Genomic DNA, 19,356 nt, shown 5'->3' on the forward strand with positions numbered 1-19,356 from the left:
TTTGAGCCCTTCCGATGCAGACAGGACCGCTTCCGCCGTCGAGCGCGTGTCGGGCACCCCGCATGCCCCCGCTTTGTTCATCTGCGACCATGCCGCAAACGCCCTGCCCCAGGCCCATGGCTCGCTCGGCCTGCCGCCGGACCAATTCGCTCGCCACATTGCCTGGGATATTGGCGCAGCCGACGTGACCCGCGCGCTGGCCGCCCATTTCCACGCACCGGCCGTGCTCAGCCGTTATTCGCGCCTCTTGATCGATCCCAATCGTGGCGCCGACGATCCCACCTTGGTCATGCGCATTTCCGATGGCGCGCTGATCCCCGGCAATGCCCATATCGACGATACGGAAGTCGCGCGGCGCACCCAGGCCTATTGGCGCCCCTATCGCGATGCCATCGCCGCCGATCTCGATACGATGACGGGGGCTCGCGCGCCCGCCGTGATTTCAATCCATTCGTTCACGCCGGTCTGGCGCGGTGCACCACGCCCCTGGCAGATCGGCCTGTTGTGGGATGGCGATGATCGCATCGCGCAGCCCTTACTGACGGAACTCGAAAAACAACCCGATCTCACCATCGGTGACAATGAGCCTTATGATGGAGCCTTGATCGGCGACACGCTCTATGACCTCGGCACCAGCCGTGGCCTTGCCCACATTCTCATCGAACTGCGACAGGATCTCATCGCCACGCGCGAAGATGCGCATCATTGGGCCGAACGCATAGCCCACGCGCTTATCCCCGTGTTGCAACGCGACGACGTTCGTCGAATCGAACGGTATCCCAGCTATGCGCGCTGCAAAGGCCAAAGACCAAAACTGATGCGAACCAGGGCTTGACCGTTTCTCCCAAGCCGGCGCAACCTACACCCGCGAGGGTAGGATCGGCCAGGGAGGATCGGCATGAATGTCATCGCGAAAGCGCGCACGGAATCGCTGCAGGCTACCAAACATCCGCTATTCAACGACCGCAAACTGAAGTTCGGCACGTTCTGCTCCAATCTCAGCGGTGGGTGCGCCATTTCCAAGATCGATGGTGTGCTCAAGGCGCGTTGGCCAGAGACCTTGGAGCTCGCGCAACTCGCCGAAGCCATGGACTTCGAAGCGCTGGTGCCGGTCGGCCGCTGGAAAGGCTTTGGCGGCCCGACCAATTTCAACGGCGAAGGCTTCGAAAGCTTTTCATGGGCTTCGGCCATTGCCGCATCAACCGAGGATGCCGGCGTTTTTGCCACCACCCATGTGCCGACCATTCACCCCATCTTCGCCGCGAAAATGGGAACGACCATCGATCACGTGTCGAACGGCCGTTTCGCGCTCAACATCGTCACCGGCTGGTTCAAGCCGGAGATCGAAATGTTCGGTCGCGCGCAGCTGGCCCATGAAGACCGTTACAAGATGGCCGCCGAATGGCTCGACGTCGTCAAGCGCCTGTGGACCGAGGACAAGGAATTCGACTTCGAGGGCCAATTCTATCAGATCAAGGCCGGTTGGTGCGCGCCCAAGCCGCTGCACAAGCCTTATCCGCCGATCATGAATGCCGGCGGCTCGGAAGTCGGCCGCCATTACGCGGCAAAACATTGCGATGTCGCGTTCGTCGTCTTCACCACGCATGACAAGGACGAAATGCGTAAACAGGTCGCCGCCTATCGCGATCTCGCCCGCCAGGAATACGGCCGCGAGCTCAAGATCTGGGGCTATGCCTATGTGGTGCAGGGCGAGACCGAGAAAGAAGCGCGCGACTTCTACAATTACTATGTGCACGAGCAAGGCGATTGGGAGGCCGCCACCAATCTGCTCGACACCATGGGCCTCAATGCCCAAACCCTGCCGAAGGAAGCCTACGCCTGGATCAAGGAACATTTCATCGCCGGCTGGGGCGGCTATCCCATCGTCGGCACCAAGGAACAGGTGGTCGATAAGCTGCAATTGCTGTCAGACATCGGCCTCGACGGCACGCTGCTCTCCTGGGCCCGCTATGCCGAGGGCATGCGCGAGTTCCAGGAAAAGACCTATCCGCTGGTGGTTCAGGCCGGGCTGCGTTGATCATCGCCTCGTCGGCGTGAGCTGAAACGGCTCACGCCGGCAGCAGCGCCGTCGCGTCATCATCCACTTGCATGTCGAAGGCACAGAGCAGCGCCGCTGTGGCGGCATAATTGCCCATCAGCGAGACCAGATCGACCAGACCTTTCTGACCGAAATGCGCCAGGGCTTTCGCATAGGTCTGCGAAGAGACCTTGCGCGTGCCGAAAATCTCGCGGCCGAGCGCGATGATCAGTGCATCTTCCGCCGGCAGGCTCGCTGTCGGGCGGCGGAACTTGATCACATCGATTACCGCCTGCGGCACACCTTGTTTCAGGGCTTCCGGCTCATGCGCCGCCCACTCGAAGGCGCTGTCGCATTCGCGCGCGGTGATCAGCACCGCCACTTCCCGCGTGTAGGGACTAAAACCCGTCTCGAAGCGCAGGTAGCGATTGACCGGCCGCGCCAGCGCCGCCAGATGCGACGAATGCAGTTGAATGCCACCCGGCCCGATCAATCCGCGCAACGTGCCGCCATTCGGATCGACATTCACATCGAACTGCCGCTGCCCCTCTTCATCCAGCGCTTCGCGCTTCACAAGGGGCAGACGGCAACGCGATATAGGATCCACATCGGCGGGCAGCATGCTCATCCTCCCCATTTTCATTTTTCGACAGAACCTTCAGGCTTCCATGCCCTCCAGTTCCACGATCATCTTTTCGATCATGGACAGGCCGATCTGCCAGAAGGCTGGATCGCGCGCATCAAGACCGAACGGCGCCAGCAGTTCGGAATGATGTTTGGTGCCGCCGGCCGACAGCATGGCGAAATATTTCTCGGCAAACCCCTGTTCGGCGTTCTGATAGACGCCATAGAGCGAATTCACCAAACAATCGCCGAAGGCATAGGCATAGACGTAGAACGGCGAATGGATGAAGTGCGGGATATAGGCCCAGAACACTTCATAGCCGGTTTTGAGTTCAATCGCCGGCCCCAGGCTCTCGCCCTGCACGCTCATCCAAAGCTCTGAAATCTGGTCGGCGGTGAGTTCGCCCTCGCGCCGGGCCAGATGCAGCTTGCGCTCGAAGGAATAGAACGCGATCTGCCGCACCACCGTGTTGAGCATGTCCTCGACCTTCGCCGCGAGCATGGCGCGGCGCTGCACCGGGTCCGACGTGCCGTCGAGCAACTTGCGGAAGGTGAGCATTTCGCCGAAGACCGAAGCGGTCTCCGCCAGGGTGAGCGGCGTCGGCGCCATCAAGGCGCCGTTCGGCGCGGCGAGCACCTGATGCACGCCATGGCCAAGTTCATGCGCGAGCGTCATCACGTCGCGCGGCTTGCCCTGGTAGTTGAGCATCACATAGGGATGCGCCGACGGCACGGTCGGATGAGCGAAAGCGCCCGGCGACTTGCCGGGACGCACCGGCGCATCGATCCAACGCTCGTCGAAGAAGCGTCGGGCGATATCGGCCATGCGTGGCGCGAAATTGCCGTAGGCATCGAGGACGATGGCGCGCGCATCCTCCCACTTATAAGTGCGGGTCGGCACGTCGGGCAGCGGCGCATTGCGATTCCAATGCGCCAAAGTCTCGCGGCCGAACCATTTCGCCTTCAGCTTGTAGTAGCGATGCGACAAACGCGGATAAGCGCCAGTGACGGCGGCCACCAGCGCATCGACGACCTCGCGCTCCACCCGATTGGAGAGATGGCGCGCATCGGCCACGTCGACAAAGCCGCGCCAACGGTCGGAAATTTCCTTGTCCTTGGCGAGCGTATTGGTGATCAAAGCGAAGGTGCGCAGGTTTTCCTGCAAGGTCTTCGCCACCGCATCGGCCGCTTTATGACGCATGTCCTCATGCGGGTCCTGCATCAAGGCAAGCGTCGGCTCGATCGAAAGTTCGCGGCCATCGACGTCGAAGCGCAGCGACGCGATCGTCTCGTCGAACAGGCGATTCCAGGCAGAACGGCCGCTGATCGCCTTTTCGTGGAACAATTGTTCAAGCTTGTCGTCGAGCTGATAGGGCTTCTCGCGACGGATGTCTTCCAACCACGGGCGATAATGCGCCAGCGGGCCCGAGGCCATCGCCGCATTGAGCTGCGCATCGTCGATGCGATTGAGTTCGAGCGAGAAGAACACCAGGTCCGAGGACGCATTGGTGATCTTCTCTTGCGCATCGCCATAGAATTTGGCGCGCGCTGGGTCGCCCGTATTGCCCGTGTAGATCAAGCCCGCATAGGACATGATGCGGCCGAGCAGATCCTCCAGCCCTTCGAATTCGCGGATCGCCTGCGCCAGGCTGGCGCTGGCATTCTCACCAGCGGCGATACCTGCGAGCGCGCCTTTCCATTTGCCGGCGAAAGCCCGGCACTGCTCCTCGGCACGCGCCATGTCAGCCGCGAAAGCTGGCGACGACATGCCAGGATAAAGGTCATCGAGATTCCATTCCGGCAGAGCGCCGAGATCGGTCGAGACGCTGGCTTGCGTCTCCAGTTCAGCCTGCGCCTTCATTCCCCGTTCCATCATCCGTCCGCCCAACTGCCTCATACCGCACACATCTGCCTGCACACGTCTGAAACTAAATTAAAATCAAAATCATTTGGTTCCCCTCTTATCGCCAAGGGCCGTGGCGCTGGCAAGGCGAACCAACGGACAAAGAGAAGCTTGGCCGGCCAAACCTCAGATACGTCTTGACACCGGCTATAGTTATGATCATAACTATAGCCATGGGATGTGCTCCAGGGCGCCGCGCCTGTCTCCATCCCGCGCAAAGATCGGGAGGTCCGCATGAGCAAGTTCATCGTCAATACGCATAGCCGCCTGCAGGAATGGATCGCTGACTCCAAAGGCTACTTCACCGATGAAGGCCTCGATTACGAGCTGACCCAGCACAACCTTCTGACCAAGCAGGCGCCCGAAAATTTCAAGGCCCCAGCCGGCGGCAGCGCCACGCCCAACCAGGTCGCCGACAATCTCAACGGTGCCTTCCAGACCTACGAAAAGGGCCGCGACGCCTCGATCAGCTGCGCCTGCCATTGGACTGTCAACATGGCCGCTTCGGCCAGCCATGGTCGTCTCTGGGGTGAAGCTTATTCGGTGTCGCCGTGTGGTATTTTCGTGCCGCCGGATTCCACCATCCGCAAGCCGGAAGATCTGGCTGGCGTTGATGTGCATGTCGGCTATCAGTCCGGCAGCCACTACACCACGATCCAGGCGCTCGAGCCCTTCATGCCGGCCGATCAGATCAAGCTCAAGTTTGGTGGTGGCCCGTCGGACCGCGTCGATCAGCTCCTGAACGGCCTCGCCCCGGCGGCGACCGTCTTCGGCATGCAATACTACATCATGGAGCAGCTCGGCTTCCGTAAGATCGCCGACAATACCTTCATGATCGCGGCCATGATCCCGGACGGCGTCGACCTCGAGGACGTCCGCAAATACTATCGCGCCCTGCGCCGCGCCCAGGCCGACATCGACCTGATGCACCAGCAATATACCCACTTCTACAGCAACGAACTGCCGGAACGGCACGCCAAGCTGGTGGACGTGCGCCGCTTCGGACCGGGCGAACGCATCGTCTTCGAACCCTATTCCCGCGCCATGTACGAAGACACCCATCGCTGGGTCGAGGAACGTCATATCTTCACTGAGGATAAGGCTGGTCACGGCGCCTACGAGGATTCGGTGGCCTGCCCGGTCTGAGCCGGTCGGGAGCAGAAAAACCTGGTAATTTGAACTAAACTGTGGCGGGCGATTCTTGACGGAATTGCCCGCCATTTCTGTATTATGGGCCGGTCATGTCACCCGAAGATCCGCAAGCCAGAACTGCCAAGCCGAGCCGCCGCTCAGGCGTCGACACCGAGCCCGATTTCGCGCCCCATGCGCCGGTCGGCCATCTGTTGCGGCGCGTCTATCACAAGGCGCGCGAGACTTCGGCTTATCTGTATCGCGACTTCGACGTGACGCCGCAGCAGGCCGCTGCCCTCTTTTCCATCCGCCGCCGCGGCTCTCTGTCCCAGGCCGAGATCGGCGAAGCCATCGCCATGGAGCCGGCCAACGTCCACGGCCTGGTGGCGCGGCTCAAGGCCAAGCAGTTGATCGAAGCCGATCGCGACCCCGCCGATCCCCGCCGCATGCGTATTCACCTGACGAAGGAGGGCGAACACGTTGTCGCCACCTTGGCCGATGCGGCTAAGCTGTCGGAGGAGACGACGCTCTCCCCCCTTTCGACCACCGAACGCGGCACGCTCATGCGTCTGTTACGCAAAATGCTCGCCCACCCGCCGGCGCGCTGAAGCGCGCCGCTTAGTCCGCAGGGCTTGCCGTCTTCTCCATCAGCAGCCGTTCGATCCGCCGATCAGGCAACAGCCACATGATGGCGACACAAACATACATGGCCGCCCCTAGCAGGGGGTGAATGAACGTGGCCAAAATGCCCGTCAGATACAGAACAGGCGAGATCTTGCCCTTAAAATTCGAGCCGAGCGCCTGCGCCAACAGGCAATCCTCGCCTTCCAGGCGAATGATCGTGCGCTGGAGAATGTAATAGGCGATGCCCGGCATCAGCAGCGACACGCCATAGAGGATCACCGGATTGCGATCAAAGTGATTCTCGCCCATCCAATCCGTCGTGAATGGCACCAAAGACAGCCAGAACAACAAATGCGTATTGGCCCACAGCACCGCGCCGTTCACATGGTGGACGGTCTGGAACATGTGATGATGATTGTTCCAGTAGATCGCCACATAAACGAAGCTCAGTACGTAACCGACGAAAATCGGCAACAGCTTCGCCAAATCCGTCCATTCGGACCCGTGCGGCACTTTCAATTCTAGCACCATGATGGTGATGATGATCGCAATCACGCCATCGCTGAATGCCGCCAGCCGTTCTTTTTCCATCGTCTATTCCAATCAGAGTCGCGTCTAGCTCATGCTGTCCTGATGGGCCGCGACAATCAAGGCGACTGTTCGGTTCGCAAAGCGACGTCAGGCTCGCAAAACGGGCGCTGAGGCTCGATGGGCACCGTCCGTGCCAACTGCCACGCCAGTTGATTGATTCGTGTGAAATATTCCGCGCGGGCGAGGCCGTATCCACCAAAAATCACGCCCCCCTTTACCTCGCGCGAACAACCGGCAATATGCCGCCATCTGACATTCGGAGATGCAGAATGAAAACCCGTGCCGCCGTCGCGTTCGCCGCCAAGAAACCGCTCGAAATCGTTGAACTCGATCTCGAAGGGCCGAAGGCCGGCGAAGTTCTGGTCGAAGTCAAGGCGACGGGCATCTGTCACACCGACTATTTCACTCTGTCGGGCGCCGACCCGGAAGGTCTTTTCCCTTGCGTGCTCGGCCATGAAGGCGCCGGCATCGTCGTCGACGTCGGCCCCGGCGTGACCACCTTGAAAAAGGGCGATCACGTCATCCCGCTCTACACGCCCGAATGCCGCCAGTGCAAAAGCTGCCTGTCGCGCAAGACCAATCTCTGCACCGCCATACGGACCACCCAGGGCAAGGGCCTGATGCCGGACGGCACCTCGCGCTTCAAATGCGACGGTGAGCCGGTGCTGCACTACATGGGCACCTCCACCTTCGCCAACCACATCGTGGTTCCCGAAATCGCGCTGGCGAAAATCCGCGAGGACGCGCCCTTCGACAAGGTCTGCTACATCGGCTGCGGCGTCACCACCGGTATCGGCGCGGTGATATGGACGGCGAAGGCGGAAGCCGGCTGTCGCGCCGTCGTCTTCGGCCTCGGCGGCATCGGCCTCAACGTCATCCAGGGCCTGCGCATGATCGGTGCCGAGCAGATCGTCGGCGTCGACATCAATCCGGCCCGCAACGATCTCGCTCGCAAATTCGGCATGACCGATTTCGTCAATCCGAAGGAAGTCGGCGGCGATCTCGTGCCCTATCTCGTCGACCTCACCAAAGGTGGCGCCGACTATTCCTTCGAGTGTATCGGCAACGTCAACACCATGCGCCAAGCCCTTGAATGCTGCCATCGCGGCTGGGGCCAGTCGATCATCGTCGGCGTCGCACCGGCCGGTGCCGAAATCGCCACCCGCCCGTTCCAGCTCGTCACCGGTCGCGTCTGGAAGGGTACGGCCTTCGGCGGCGCGCGTGGCCGCACCGACGTGCCCCGCATCGTCGACTGGTACATGGACGGCCGTATCAACATCGACGATCTGATCACGCACAAGCTGCCGCTGGAGCGCATCAACGAAGGCTTCGACCTGATGCACGCCGGCACGTCGATCCGCAGCGTCGTCGAATTCTGATCGCATGGCGAACGACGGTTCGCCCTCTTTAAAGCCGCGATACCTGCCTCTCTGGGTGCGTATCGCGGCCGTTGCTGTGATCGCGGCGCTGCTCGTTTGGCGCTTCCGCCAGGCCGAAGGCTCCTTCGCCAATTTCGTCTTCACCTGCTTCTTGACCGGCGCGCTCTATGCCGGGCTGGCGGTATTGACGCGCCGGCTGCTGGCACCGCTCGTCGGTCTCACCGCGTTCATCGCGGTGATCTACGCCACGTCCTACGTCAAATATCAGGCCACCACTTTCGTTCTGCACGCCTGGGATTTCGTCTATTACTTCGGCGCGTGGGGCGAAATCGCCTCGTGGTGGTCGGGACGTCCGCTGGCGCTGGCGATCGCCATCACGGGCCTCGTCCTTCTCTTTGTCGGCACGTGGCTGGTGTGGCGGCGCGAGCCCGCCACCATCGCGCGCACGTTGTCATTGCCTGTCTGCGCCCTCTTGATCGGCGCCACGGTCTACACGGCGCAGGCGCGTGGCGAGCGCCCGCACATGCTATTCAACTTTCCCGATTGGCACTGGTCGTCGTTTCTGATTTCCTTCGAAGAGAGCTTCGAAGCGATCCGTCGCGGCGGCTTGATCGAAGCGGCTCCCCAGAATGCGCCGCATCCGTTCGTCCGCAGCGCCTGCACTCCGGCGACGAAACCGCCACATATCATCTTGATTCACGAAGAATCCGTCGGACCGCCGTCATTATTTCCGCAGATCAAATATGATCCGGCGCTCGACAGCCTGTTCAAGTCCTTCGACGGCCAGATGCATAAGATGCGTGTCGAGACTTTCGGTGGCGGCTCCTGGCTGACGGAATCCTCCGTTCTGCTCGGCCTGTCGAGCCAGTTCTTCGGCGGCATGAAACATTTCATCCAATTTTTCACCGCCGGCCACTTGCGCGACACCTTGCCCTTCGCTTTGCGCGACTGTGGCTATCGCACGACCATGTTCTATCCAGCCTTCAAAGGCTTTTTCGGCAACGCCAAATTCTTCGAGACCATCGGCCTCGACGAGATTTTTGACCGCAAGGCGCAGGGCGCCAAGACCGATTGGGAAAGCGACCGCTTCTATTTCGACAATGCCATTGCCGAGATCGGCCGCCATGTCGGACAATCGAAAAAGCCGCTCTTCGTCTATATTCAAACCATGTCGGCGCACTGGCCTTATGACATCGCCTTCCAACCGAAGATCGAAGTGCCCGGTGGCGGACCAGGCACGCCACCGCAAATCAGCGAATATCTGCGCCGCCTCGCCATGGCGCGCATCGACTATGATCATCTGAAAGCCGAACTCGCCCAGCGCTTTCCGAACGAACAGTTCCTCATCGTCCAATATGGCGATCACCACGCCATGCCGGTCGCCGAACTCTATGGCTATAAGGACCAGGACGACGTGAAGGACATGACCTTCGCGCCCGATTCACCCGCGATGACCACCTATTACGGTGTCGACGGCGTCAATTATACGCCGCCGCCCTTGCCCCAGATCGATGTGGTCGATGTCGGCTATCTCGGCGCCATCCTACTTGAAGAAGCGCGTCTGCCCATGCCGGCCTCTTGGCGCGAACGCCTGCGGTTGATGAACGTCTGCGGCGGCCGCTATTACGATTGCCCGAAACGCGACGAAGTCCTCGCCTTCCACCGCCGCCTTATCGATTCCGGTCTGCTGCCGAAATACTAAGCGCCTGCATGGCCTCGGCGGCGGCGCGCTCGCCGCTCTCATGCGCGCCATGGGCGGTGGAAAAGGAATGCAGCGATGTCGCTTCGCCGGCAAAGAACAGGCGGTCATCCACCGGTTGCGCCAAGACGGCTCGCTTGTCCCAATGGCCGGGCAGCGCATGCGAATAAGAACCGAGTGAATAAGGCTCCAATCCCCATGTGCTCACCGCGATGGCCGTGAACCGATCGCGCCATTGCGAGCCCAGCATGCGGACGAGCTCCTCCCGCGCGAAGGCGGCGAAACCGTCGAGCCCTTCTTTCTCCAGATCGCGCGCGCATTGGCCACCGAAATAGCCTTCGATCACTGGCAGATTGAAAGGCCTAAAATGATAGGCGCCAGTCGCGCGACGATCGAGCGCGCCGAACTGGCGACTGTTCTGCGGCAGCTGTTCCGCTTTTTCGACCCGTAGGAACAGTTTGTCGTCGAGCCCCAACGGCAGAACAGCGGCGACCTCACGCTTCTGCGGCAGATCGGGCATGAAACGAATAACATCGCGTGCTAGGAGATTGGTCGGCACGGTGACGATGACGGCGCGCGCGCTGATGCGCCCTTTGGCGCTCGTCACTTCGATCCGCGTTCCCGAATGATCGATCGTCTGCACAGGGCAATCGGTGATAATAGGCAGTGCCGCACCGCTGCGCGCGATCAAGGTGCCATAGCCTTCGACGACGCGATAATTGATCATCGTGTCGTGATAATTGTCGTAGTCGCGCACCGACAGGCGGTCGAGTTCGACACCATTCACATAGGTGCTGATCGCATCAATGAGAGGATTCCACGGATTGCCCGGCTCAAGCAATTCCACCGCTGGCCGATCGCCCGCTTTGCCCGCCTCCACTTCCATCCGCTCATAGAAACTGTTTTGCGCGTTCCGAAAACCGCGCTGCGCCTCGACGGGAAAGCCACTTTCCGGCATTTCCCGCTGCCAGGGCGGCGTGGTTTTGTCGACCGTCAGTCCCAACGAGCCGGCGATGCCGACCCACGGATTCTGATCGGCCGAATGCAGCCAGCCGCACCCGAGATCGAGGCCATAAGGCGAAAAACCGTCGCTGGTCGAAGCCCGGGTCCAAGCCCGTCCGCCGATCCGCGACCGTGCCTCCAGAACGACGAAACGCACCCCCGCCCGCGCCAGGGCACGGCCGGCCGCAACGCCAGCGGCACCGGCGCCGACCACGATCACATCGACGTCACCAGGAAGAGACATGAGCTGGACATAAGCGGCGACGCTGCCACAGTCCAGTAGCGTTACGGCCTTTGCGACTTTGGGCCAACACCACCGAAAAAATACGGAGCTCGGCTTGAGCGTGGCGCGATTGCGTGAATAATCGGCCTACGATCGAGGCCGCCTGACAAAGCGCGACCGGACAATATGGGGAGAAACAGATGGCGTTCAGCTTTCCCACTCATGTGATACGTGCCGCCCTTTTCGCCGGTCTGATCGGCGCCTTCGCCACCGGCACACCCGCCCGCGCCCAGGACTTCATCGGCATCCTCACCGGTGGCACGTCAGGCGTCTATTACCCGATGGGCGTCGCCATTTCGAAAATCTTCTCCGAAAAAATCAAAGGATCGCGCCCCTCGGTGCAGGCGACCAAGGCTTCGGTTGAAAATCTCGTCCTCTTGCAACAGGGCAAGGGCGAAATCGCCTTCACCCTCGGCGACAGCCTTGCCTTTGCCTGGGAGGGCAATGAGGAAGCGGGCTTCAAGACCAAGCAGACGAAACTGCGCGGCCTTGCCGCGATCTATCCCAATTTCGTGCAGATCGTCGCGTCGCAGGACAGCGGCATCAAGACCTTGGCTGACTTGAAAGGCAAACGCTTGTCGGTTGGCGCGCCGAAATCCGGCACAGAACTCAATGCTCGCGCCATCCTGGCCGCCGCCGGCATTACCTATAAGGATCTCGGCAAGATCGAATATCTGCCCTTCGGCGAATCCGTCGACCTGATGAAGAACCGCCAGCTCGATGCCACCTTGCAATCGGCCGGTCTCGGTGTCGCCGCCATCCGCGATCTGGCAAGCTCGGTGCCGATCAACGTCGTCGAAATCCCCGCCGCCATCGTTGAAAAGACCGGCGCGCCTTACATCAAGGGCGTCATTCCGAAAGGCACCTATACGGGCCAGGACAGCGACGTGCAGACGGCCGCCGTCGTCAATTATCTCGTCACGCGTTCCGATCTGTCCGAAAACGTCGTCTATGAGATGACCAAGTCGATCTTCGAAAATCTCGATGAATTGCGCGCCGCCCATTCGGCGGCCAAGGACATCGACATCAAGCGCGCGCTCGAAGGCATGCCGGTGCCTGTCCATCCCGGCGCCGAAAAATATCTCAAGGAACGTGGCGTCACGAAATAGGCAGGCGCCGTCATGAGCCATACGAGCAACACGCTCACCGAACTCGAAATCGAGCATGGCCTGCCGCCCGGCTGGGGCGACGGCCTGTCCGGCAAAGTCCTATTCTGGATCGCCTTCATCTTCGCCGCCTTTCAGGTGGCGACATCGCTTTACGCTTTCCTGCCGGCGCAAGTTCTGCGCACGGTCCATGTCGGCTTTCTCACGCTTGTGGGGGCGGCGCTGATCGCCAATCACAAGACGAAACATCCGCTCACCTGGTATGTCGGCTGGGCGGCAGGCCTTATCACCTTTGCCTGCGGCCTCTATCACTGGGTCTTCTATACCGATCTCGTCAATCGTGCCGGTGAGCTGTTGCCGATCGACCTTGTCGTCGGCATCGTCACCTTGGTCATCCTGTTCGTCGTTTCCTGGATGCTCATGGGCGCGGCCCTGCCGCTCATCTGTCTCGCGTTCCTCGCTTATGCATTGTGGGGCCAATATCTGCCGGCACCGCTCGACCATCGTGGCTACAGCCTCGAACAGGTCATCGATCAGATGAACTTCGGCACCGAAGGCATTTACGCCACGCCCACGGGCATTTCCGCCACCTATATTTTCCTCTTCGTGCTGTTTGGCGCCTTCCTCGAACGCGCCGGCATGATCCAGCTTTTCAACGATGTCGCCATGGGCCTCGTCGGCTGGGCGCGTGGTGGCGCCGCGAAAGTTGCCGTCATTTCCTCGGCGATGATGGGCACGATCTCCGGTTCCGGCGTCGCCAATGTGGTCACCGTCGGCCAGTTCACCATTCCGCTGATGAAGCGCTTCGGCTATCGGCCCTCTTTCGCCGGCGGCGTCGAGGCCACGGCCTCCATGGGCGGCCAGATCATGCCCCCCGTCATGGGCGCCGTCGCTTTCATCATGGCCGAGAATATCGGCGTGCCCTATGTGGAGATCGTCAAGGCGGCGATCATCCCGGCCATTCTCTATTTCGCTTCCGCCTTCTGGATGGTGCATCTGGAAGCCGGCAAGCATGGCCTCCTCGGCATTCCCCGCTCCGAACTGCCGAGCCCGTTGCAAGCCCTGAAACGGCAATGGCATCTGGCGCTACCGCTGATCGTCCTCGTCGTTCTCCTGATGGACGGGTTCACGCCGCTCTTCGCCGGCTCGGTCGGCCTGGCGCTGACCGCGATCATGATCTTGGGCGGCGCCGTCGCGCTCAACATTTCCCAGACCGGCCTGCGCTTCGCCTTCTGGATCGCTGTCGGCCTGATCGCCGCCGCTCTGTTCAAATTCGGCGTCTGGATCATCGTCGCCCTCGTTGGCGCCTTGATCCTGCTGAACTTCCTCACGCGCGGCGGCCGGGAGACACTGGCCATGTGCCGCGATGCCTTGGCGGATGGTTCGCGCCAGGCCCTGCCTGTCGGCCTCGCCTGCGCCATCGTCGGCACGGTCATCGGTACGATGACGTTGACCGGCGCCGCTTCGACCTTCGGCAATTACATCGTCTCCTTTGGCCGCGAGTCGCTGTTCATCTGTCTCCTGCTGGTGATGTTCACCTCGATCGTTCTCGGCACCGGCCTGCCGACGATCCCGACCTATATCATCACCGCATCATTGGCCGCGCCAGCCTTGCTGAAGCTCGGCGTGCCGCTGATCGTCAGCCACATGTTTGTCTTCTACTACGGCATCATCGCCGACCTGACGCCGCCTGTGGCACTCGCAGCGCTAGCCGCAGCACCCATCGCCAAAGCGTCGCCCGATGCCATCGGCTGGCAGGCTTGCCGTATCGCCATCGCCGGCTTCCTCATTCCCTTCATGGCCGTCTATGAGCCAGCCTTGATGCTGCAGGAAGGCAGCCGCCTCACCGCCGAATATGGCTATTGGATCGAGGTCGCCTATGTCGGCCTGAAAGCGGTGTTGACCATCGTCGTCACCGGCGTCGCCGCCATCGGCTTCTATTTCGCCCGCACGTCCTGGCCCGAACGCGTCCTGCACGGCATCGCGGCGGTTTCCTTCATCTCGCCGCTGCCGTGGAGCGACACCTTCGCTCTCACGTTGACGGCGCTGCTGACCGCCTGGAACCTGTTCAAGGCGCGCCGGCCGACGCCGACGACGGTTACGGCCGTATGAGCCTCAACCTGTGCATCGTCAGCGGCACGGCCCTCACCAAGATCGCCGCGCTGACCTTCACACTGTCCTGGCAACATTCAGTGCAGAAAACCGAATGGACCGAAACCTGGCATGTCACACCAACAGCGCTGGAATTGGTCGAGGCGCGCGTCGAAGGCACAGGCGCCGGCATGGAGCCGCCGGAAGGCGCCGTCTTCGACGGCCGCTTCTGGCGCTGGAAACCAACGATCGCGCCGCTGCCCGAACTGCGCCTGTCGCGATCCGACGCCGTCCCACAAGCCTGGAGGCTGTGCACGAGCGACAGCTGCCGGCCGGTCGCCTCGGCCGTCGATCATGCGGATGTGGTGATTTTGAAGCCCTGTACGGACTAATTCAGCCGCGGATCGGCTCGACCTTGAGCGCGGCGCGGATGAAGTAATACAGACCGACGAAGCCGATGAGGCCGCCGACAATCTCGATGCCGTAGCGGAGCGTCTGCGGCAGGCCGAACATGCCGCCCAGCGCCCAGCCGGCCGCCCAGGTGATCCCGACCAATTCGGTGCCGACGAGAATCGCAACGCTAACCACGGTCAGTGTGTTCTGCCAGTTAATCGGCTTCCGGTCCGCCAAAGCTGCATCTCCAAAGATCTGAACGGGCGTTTTTCTACAGGAAGCGATCCAAGGGAGCAATCACTCCCTTGCGCGCGCCGCGGCAACCCCCTATACCCCTGCCATTCCGCGCCGGTTCGCCGGCCAAACCGTGGAAACGGGCGATTAGCTCAGCGGGAGAGCACTTCCTTGACATGGAAGGGGTCACAGGTTCGATCCCTGTATCGCCCACCACGAACACTTTGATTTATTTGGAATTCTCAACTTCCCTCCGCCGAGCGGCAGAGCGAAGTTTGATTATGGCCACGCCAAAGTCTGCGCCAAGTCGACGAATCCGATGATCCCCCGCCTTCCCCGGTGGGCACATGACCTTTGGCACTTTCTCCAAGGCCGCCATTGTCCGATCACCACCCCCGAAATTAACCTTTCGGGAGAACGGCGCCGTGCCCTTTTCCGTCGCGGACTTCGCGTTCTACTTCTTTTTCGTCCTGTTCATCGGCCCGGCCACTGCCGCCGCGCTGATCACAGCCTATTTGGTGGTCGAGGATCGCAAACCCCTCGCGCGCCTTTAATCCTCCAGCTCGGTTTCCGGGCGATCGTTTCCCGGCGCCAGCTCCTGGTGCCATTTGCCCCGAGAATCCTCATATTCGATGCCATCGGTCTTGCCGGCGACCTGTTGCCGCTGGGCGGCCGCAGCAGCCGCTTCATGGGCCATTTTATGGGTCGGATAGGTCTCCGACAGGACATCGCCGACCTTATAGGCCCAGCCTCCGTCGTGTTCGACCACCTCATAGACAACTTTGGTCATTGTCGGCCTCCATTCGCGACTGCACCGTAATCCACCCAGATTGCCATCCGGATTGGCGCCTTTGGATGATCGACAGCTAACCACCGACTGCGGTCCGAGCCTAGCCCCGCGGTCGATAGCGTGGCAGCGACCAGCCGTTGACGAGGGCCAAGGCGCGAATACCAAAAGCCACGGCGAATCCGGCAATCAGAGCCGCCTCGCGCGGCGCGCCCAAGCCGATCAGACCGACAAAGACCAGGGCACCGGCCAGCGCCGCCGAAACATAGATTTCACGGCTCAGGATGACTGGCGATTCATTGCCGAGAATGTCGCGGATGACGCCACCGAAGGTTGCTGTCACCACCCCCATGGCCACGGCAACGATCGGGCCGGATTGAGCCTCCAGGGCTTTTTCCGCCCCGGTGACGGCAAACAGCGCCAGGCCCACCGCATCGATCCACAACAGAAAACGGTGGCGCGACTGCGGAATATGGGCGGTGAAGAACACCATACAGGACACGATGACGCAGGCCAGCAGATAGGTCGGATCCTTGACCCAGAACACCGGCAATGTGCCCAGGACCACGTCGCGGAACGTACCGCCGCCGATACCTGTCACCGTCCCCAACAGGACGAAACCGACGATATCCATCTGCTTGCGCGAGGCCATCAAGGCGCCCGTCACCGCGAAGACGACAATGCCCAGCCAATCCAGTGCGGTAGTGACGGTTTGAAACATGATCGCCAACGTAGCCTGAGGACGGGGGCCGGTATATAGACAGGCCCACGCCGAACCCTCTGGGTGGTCCTGAGTTTCCACAAGAACGTCTGATGCCCGATCATCTGCAAGGCCAACTGATCTCAACTCTCCTCGCCCTGCGGTCGCGCTGGCTTCCCGCACTCGTTCTCGTCGTCGTCATTCATATCGTCGCCTTCGCCTTTGCCACCGGCCAGATCGACGTGCCCTTCCTTTATCGCGGTCCGCAGGGCTGAGGCGGATGGCAAAAGCATCGCAAAGCTCGGCCCTCGTCGGACGGCTGGCCTCCCTCGATCTCCTGCGTGGCGTCGCAGCACTCGCCGTCGCCATCCCGCATTATGTCATGCTCGGCTCGCAGGATTGGCCAACCATGCAAGTGGTTTCGATCCTCGCCGTCGAAGTGTTCTTCGTGCTCAGCGGTTTCGTGCTGGCGCCACAAATCCTCGCCTGCGTGATGGCGCTGCGCTCATCCGACATCGGCATCTTTCTGGCGCGGCGCTGGATGCGCACCATCCCGCCTTATCTGGTGGCGCTAGTCGCGATTACGGTCATCTCCGGCAATATTTTCAACGACGCCTTCGTTCGCTACGTTTTCTACGTCCAGAATTTCTTCTCCTCCCTGCCCGAAGCACGCGATTATTTCGCCGTTGCCTGGAGCCTGTCGGTCGAGGAATGGTTTTATGTGGTCTTCGCCGTCCTGGTGATCGCGGCCCGTCTGATCGGCTTCCGCGAACGCGGCTTTATCGTCGCCGTCGTCGTGCTGGCCGTAGCCTTCATCGTCGCCCGCACGCTCGCCGGTCATATTCAGGATTGGGACGCCGCCATTCGCCGCGTCACCGTCTTCCGTCTCGATGCCATTGCTTATGGCTTCCTGCTGTATGTCGTTCTCGATGCGCTTGAGCGCTGGTATGGCCGTTTCGCCAATGCGCTTCTGTCGACACTGGTCGTTGCGGCGACGGCGGCGCTGGCCTTCTGGATCGGCTGGCTCGCCAGCGTCGATACTTCAACCCCGGCACGCCATTTCTATCCCTTCACCGCCGCTCTCTTCGGCTGCGCGCTGATTTTCGCGCTCACCTTCCATCGCAAGGCCTTTCAAGGGTCGGCTTTCGCGCCCACCTGCTATTATCTCGGCAAGGTTTCCTACACGATCTATCTGTTCCATCTGATCGTGATCCTGCTGTTGCGCCCGCATGTGACGCATCTCGATCTGACAATCCAGATGGCGCTCTACCTGATCGCTCTGTTCGTCTTCTGCACGTTCTTCTTCTTCGGCTTCGAACGCATCATCCTGGCAGCACGGCCGCAATATCCCGATCACGTGGCGCGTGCCCGCGCGCCCCTGCCACAACTCGCTTTGCCCGCTTGGGTCAGCGCGACGCTCGAACCCCTGCGCACCTTGCCGGCCCGGCTCATCGCTTTCGTGCTCGCGGGCCTCGGCGGCTGGGCGTGCAATTGGTCCTTCCACAGCGGCCGCACGCTCGTCTTCTATGCCGCGCTCCTCCTCACCGCCTTCGCGCTGATCGTCGCCACCCATAATTTGCGTTTCTGCCGCAATGGTGTCGTCCGCACCTTGCACATCGGCATGGCGCTCTTCGCGCTCACTTTGCCGCTGGTTGATTTGATCTATGCGCGTACCTTGCAGACCGGCATCACGCGCCCGACCATCGACGCCTATTCCTTCCGTCAGGCACAGGCGGATCCCGCCGCCTTCCAAGCCTGGTGGTCGCGCTTCACCGACGAGTTCAATCGCGGCGCCAAGGCCGATATCGAGCAGCCCGATCCTGAAGGTACCCTGCCGTTCATTCCGCGCCCCGGCGCGCGCAGCAAATTCTTCGACGGCGACATTCGCATCAACAATCTCGGCTTTCGCGGCGCCGATTTCCCCGCCGATAAAGGCAATAACTGGCGGATCTTCGCCATCGGGGAATCGCCGACCTTCGGCACTTTGCCCGCCAACGGCCAGAAGGCCTGGCCGGAAGTGCTACAGAACCTGATCGACGAACGGCTCGTCTGCCAGCGGCCCGTGCAGGTGATCAATGCCGGCGTCGTCGGCTATAGCTTTCCCTCAAGCCTGGAGCGCACGCGCCGCTTCATCGTGCCGCTGAAGCCCGACATGGTCATCAGCTATCACGGCTTCAACAATCTCGCCTTGATCGATCCCTTGCTCGCCCGACTGCCGCAACCGCCACACTGGCAATTGCGGGCGTCGCCGCTCATCGGCGAAGTGCTGTTCCGCTTCAACACGCTGCGGTACGTCAAGCGCGTCGAAGCCTTCAATGTCGCGAGCCAGGCGCACTATTCCGACCAATATGACAAGCTCTACCGCGCCTTCGTCGAACTGGGGCAGAGCGCCGATTTCATTCCGGTCCTCGCCAATCTCAGCATGGTCATCACCGATCAGTCGCCGCGTGACGTGATCGATTTCTACGGCCGAGTTTTCATGCCGATTTCCCGGATCATCCCGGCGGTGGCCGAGCACAACCGCATCGTCCAGCACGTGGCCAAGGACACGGGCGCCCCCTTCGTCGACACCACGCCTGGCCTCGCCGGCCAGTGGGACAGCGATTATTTTTACGATACGGTTCACTTCACCCAAAAGGGCTCGAACGTGCTGGCGCAGCGGATGTTCAAGGGCATCCTGCCGCAGCTCGAAAACGGCCCCGGCTGCAAACCGCGCGAAGACGCGAAATAGGCCAGAAAATTTCTTGGCGCTTTTTTTTTGGGCGCCCTGT

The 19,356-nt window shown here is 61.3% G+C and carries 19 protein-coding genes and 1 tRNA gene; 13 read left to right on the top strand and 7 right to left on the bottom strand.

All coding sequences use genetic code 11. The features are described from left to right. The first annotated feature begins 1 nt into the window (after position 1). Complete coding sequence (locus OIM99_RS22650) at positions 2-835, top strand: N-formylglutamate amidohydrolase (protein WP_311852749.1); 834 nt, start codon at positions 2-4, stop codon at positions 833-835. A 63-nt stretch (positions 836-898) separates the two neighbouring features. Next, positions 899-2,038 (top strand): LLM class flavin-dependent oxidoreductase, encoded by a 1,140-nt coding sequence (locus tag OIM99_RS22655; protein ID WP_311852750.1) that lies wholly within the window; start codon positions 899-901, stop codon positions 2,036-2,038. 31 nt (positions 2,039-2,069) lie between these two features. Here OIM99_RS22655 and OIM99_RS22660 read toward each other — a convergent pair whose 3' ends face one another. After that, the gene (locus OIM99_RS22660; protein ID WP_311852751.1) at positions 2,070-2,660 is read right to left on the bottom strand and encodes a hypothetical protein; all 591 of its coding nucleotides are present in this window, start codon (positions 2,658-2,660) and stop codon (positions 2,070-2,072) included. Between the two features lie 36 nt (positions 2,661-2,696). Then, entirely contained in the window at positions 2,697-4,523 is a 1,827-nt protein-coding gene (locus tag OIM99_RS22665) for a M3 family oligoendopeptidase (protein WP_311852752.1), read from the bottom strand. Between the two features lie 276 nt (positions 4,524-4,799). Here OIM99_RS22665 and OIM99_RS22670 point away from each other — a divergent pair, with 276 nt between their 5' ends. Together OIM99_RS22670 and OIM99_RS22675 are read left to right on the top strand one after the other, a co-directional pair. Beyond that, positions 4,800-5,711 (top strand): hypothetical protein, encoded by a 912-nt coding sequence (locus tag OIM99_RS22670; protein WP_311852753.1) that lies wholly within the window; start codon positions 4,800-4,802, stop codon positions 5,709-5,711. Between the two features lie 95 nt (positions 5,712-5,806). Next, positions 5,807-6,304, top strand: a complete 498-nt coding sequence (locus tag OIM99_RS22675; protein WP_311852754.1) for a MarR family transcriptional regulator — start codon at positions 5,807-5,809, stop codon at positions 6,302-6,304. Between the two features lie 10 nt (positions 6,305-6,314). Here OIM99_RS22675 and OIM99_RS22680 read toward each other — a convergent pair whose 3' ends face one another. After that, on the bottom strand, positions 6,315-6,911 hold the full coding sequence (locus OIM99_RS22680; protein WP_311852755.1) for a TMEM175 family protein: 597 nt from the start codon (positions 6,909-6,911) through the stop codon (positions 6,315-6,317). Between the two features lie 269 nt (positions 6,912-7,180). Here OIM99_RS22680 and OIM99_RS22685 point away from each other — a divergent pair, with 269 nt between their 5' ends. After that, positions 7,181-8,290: an S-(hydroxymethyl)glutathione dehydrogenase/class III alcohol dehydrogenase gene (locus tag OIM99_RS22685; protein ID WP_311852756.1), complete on the top strand. Its 1,110-nt coding sequence runs from the start codon at positions 7,181-7,183 to the stop codon at positions 8,288-8,290. Between the two features lie 55 nt (positions 8,291-8,345). Beyond that, complete coding sequence (locus tag OIM99_RS22690; protein ID WP_311852757.1) at positions 8,346-9,992, top strand: sulfatase-like hydrolase/transferase; 1,647 nt, start codon at positions 8,346-8,348, stop codon at positions 9,990-9,992. Here the strand turns inward: OIM99_RS22690 and OIM99_RS22695 are convergent. Continuing rightward, on the bottom strand, positions 9,961-11,235 hold the full coding sequence (locus OIM99_RS22695) for an NAD(P)/FAD-dependent oxidoreductase (RefSeq protein ID WP_311852758.1): 1,275 nt from the start codon (positions 11,233-11,235) through the stop codon (positions 9,961-9,963). The two genes, OIM99_RS22690 and OIM99_RS22695, sit on opposite strands and share 32 nt — an antisense overlap. A gap of 179 nt (positions 11,236-11,414) precedes the next feature. Here OIM99_RS22695 and OIM99_RS22700 point away from each other — a divergent pair, with 179 nt between their 5' ends. From OIM99_RS22700 to OIM99_RS22710, 3 genes are read left to right on the top strand one after another with little or no spacing between them, the layout of a single operon-like run. Then, on the top strand, positions 11,415-12,383 hold the full coding sequence (locus OIM99_RS22700) for a TAXI family TRAP transporter solute-binding subunit (RefSeq protein ID WP_311852759.1): 969 nt from the start codon (positions 11,415-11,417) through the stop codon (positions 12,381-12,383). A gap of 12 nt (positions 12,384-12,395) precedes the next feature. After that, positions 12,396-14,492: a TRAP transporter permease gene (locus OIM99_RS22705; RefSeq protein ID WP_311852760.1), complete on the top strand. Its 2,097-nt coding sequence runs from the start codon at positions 12,396-12,398 to the stop codon at positions 14,490-14,492. Next, positions 14,489-14,863: a DUF1850 domain-containing protein gene (locus OIM99_RS22710; protein ID WP_311852761.1), complete on the top strand. Its 375-nt coding sequence runs from the start codon at positions 14,489-14,491 to the stop codon at positions 14,861-14,863. The genes OIM99_RS22705 and OIM99_RS22710 overlap by 4 nt, the downstream gene beginning before the upstream one ends. A gap of 1 nt (position 14,864) precedes the next feature. On the opposite strand, the gene OIM99_RS22715 is transcribed toward OIM99_RS22710, so the two are convergent. Beyond that, on the bottom strand, positions 14,865-15,101 hold the full coding sequence (locus OIM99_RS22715) for a hypothetical protein (protein WP_311852762.1): 237 nt from the start codon (positions 15,099-15,101) through the stop codon (positions 14,865-14,867). A gap of 138 nt (positions 15,102-15,239) precedes the next feature. On the opposite strand from OIM99_RS22715, the gene OIM99_RS22720 reads away from it, so the two are divergent. Both OIM99_RS22720 and OIM99_RS22725 read left to right on the top strand, forming a co-directional pair. Continuing rightward, positions 15,240-15,314: transfer RNA gene (locus OIM99_RS22720), tRNA-Val, on the top strand. Between the two features lie 131 nt (positions 15,315-15,445). Next, on the top strand, positions 15,446-15,652 hold the full coding sequence (locus OIM99_RS22725; protein WP_311852763.1) for a hypothetical protein: 207 nt from the start codon (positions 15,446-15,448) through the stop codon (positions 15,650-15,652). On the opposite strand, the gene OIM99_RS22730 is transcribed toward OIM99_RS22725, so the two are convergent. Together OIM99_RS22730 and OIM99_RS22735 are read right to left on the bottom strand one after the other, a co-directional pair. Beyond that, complete coding sequence (locus tag OIM99_RS22730; protein WP_311852764.1) at positions 15,649-15,888, bottom strand: DUF2188 domain-containing protein; 240 nt, start codon at positions 15,886-15,888, stop codon at positions 15,649-15,651. The two genes, OIM99_RS22725 and OIM99_RS22730, sit on opposite strands and share 4 nt — an antisense overlap. Before the next feature lie 100 nt (positions 15,889-15,988). Next, positions 15,989-16,606 carry a trimeric intracellular cation channel family protein gene (locus OIM99_RS22735; RefSeq protein ID WP_311852765.1) on the bottom strand — a complete coding sequence of 206 codons (618 nt, stop codon included), beginning with the start codon at positions 16,604-16,606 and terminating at the stop codon, positions 15,989-15,991. Between the two features lie 92 nt (positions 16,607-16,698). On the opposite strand from OIM99_RS22735, the gene OIM99_RS22740 reads away from it, so the two are divergent. Continuing rightward, a complete protein-coding gene (locus OIM99_RS22740) occupies positions 16,699-16,860 on the top strand; it encodes a hypothetical protein (protein WP_311852766.1) in 162 nt (53 codons plus the stop codon). Between the two features lie 5 nt (positions 16,861-16,865). Then, positions 16,866-19,316, top strand: a complete 2,451-nt coding sequence (locus tag OIM99_RS22745; protein ID WP_311852767.1) for an acyltransferase family protein — start codon at positions 16,866-16,868, stop codon at positions 19,314-19,316. Positions 19,317-19,356: the final 40 nt, after the last annotated feature.

It is taken from the genome of Methylocella sp. CPCC 101449 (assembly GCF_031921685.1).
Lineage (GTDB): Bacteria > Pseudomonadota > Alphaproteobacteria > Rhizobiales > Beijerinckiaceae > Terripilifer.

Bases quoted from the DNA above. Each gene is read 5' to 3' on its own strand.
- OIM99_RS22655 (WP_311852750.1), top strand. From the start codon at position 899: ATGAATGTCATCGCGAAAGCGCGCACGGAATCGCTGCAGGCTACCAAA.
- OIM99_RS22660 (WP_311852751.1), bottom strand. From the start codon at position 2,660: ATGCTGCCCGCCGATGTGGATCCTATATCGCGTTGCCGTCTGCCCCTT.
- OIM99_RS22665 (WP_311852752.1), bottom strand. From the start codon at position 4,523: ATGAAGGCGCAGGCTGAACTGGAGACGCAAGCCAGCGTCTCGACCGAT.
- OIM99_RS22670 (WP_311852753.1), top strand. From the start codon at position 4,800: ATGAGCAAGTTCATCGTCAATACGCATAGCCGCCTGCAGGAATGGATC.
- OIM99_RS22675 (WP_311852754.1), top strand. From the start codon at position 5,807: ATGTCACCCGAAGATCCGCAAGCCAGAACTGCCAAGCCGAGCCGCCGC.
- OIM99_RS22680 (WP_311852755.1), bottom strand. From the start codon at position 6,911: ATGGAAAAAGAACGGCTGGCGGCATTCAGCGATGGCGTGATTGCGATC.
- OIM99_RS22685 (WP_311852756.1), top strand. From the start codon at position 7,181: ATGAAAACCCGTGCCGCCGTCGCGTTCGCCGCCAAGAAACCGCTCGAA.
- OIM99_RS22695 (WP_311852758.1), bottom strand. From the start codon at position 11,235: ATGTCTCTTCCTGGTGACGTCGATGTGATCGTGGTCGGCGCCGGTGCC.
- OIM99_RS22700 (WP_311852759.1), top strand. From the start codon at position 11,415: ATGGCGTTCAGCTTTCCCACTCATGTGATACGTGCCGCCCTTTTCGCC.
- OIM99_RS22705 (WP_311852760.1), top strand. From the start codon at position 12,396: ATGAGCCATACGAGCAACACGCTCACCGAACTCGAAATCGAGCATGGC.
- OIM99_RS22710 (WP_311852761.1), top strand. From the start codon at position 14,489: ATGAGCCTCAACCTGTGCATCGTCAGCGGCACGGCCCTCACCAAGATC.
- OIM99_RS22725 (WP_311852763.1), top strand. From the start codon at position 15,446: ATGACCTTTGGCACTTTCTCCAAGGCCGCCATTGTCCGATCACCACCC.
- OIM99_RS22730 (WP_311852764.1), bottom strand. From the start codon at position 15,888: ATGACCAAAGTTGTCTATGAGGTGGTCGAACACGACGGAGGCTGGGCC.
- OIM99_RS22735 (WP_311852765.1), bottom strand. From the start codon at position 16,606: ATGTTTCAAACCGTCACTACCGCACTGGATTGGCTGGGCATTGTCGTC.
- OIM99_RS22740 (WP_311852766.1), top strand. From the start codon at position 16,699: ATGCCCGATCATCTGCAAGGCCAACTGATCTCAACTCTCCTCGCCCTG.
- OIM99_RS22745 (WP_311852767.1), top strand. From the start codon at position 16,866: ATGGCAAAAGCATCGCAAAGCTCGGCCCTCGTCGGACGGCTGGCCTCC.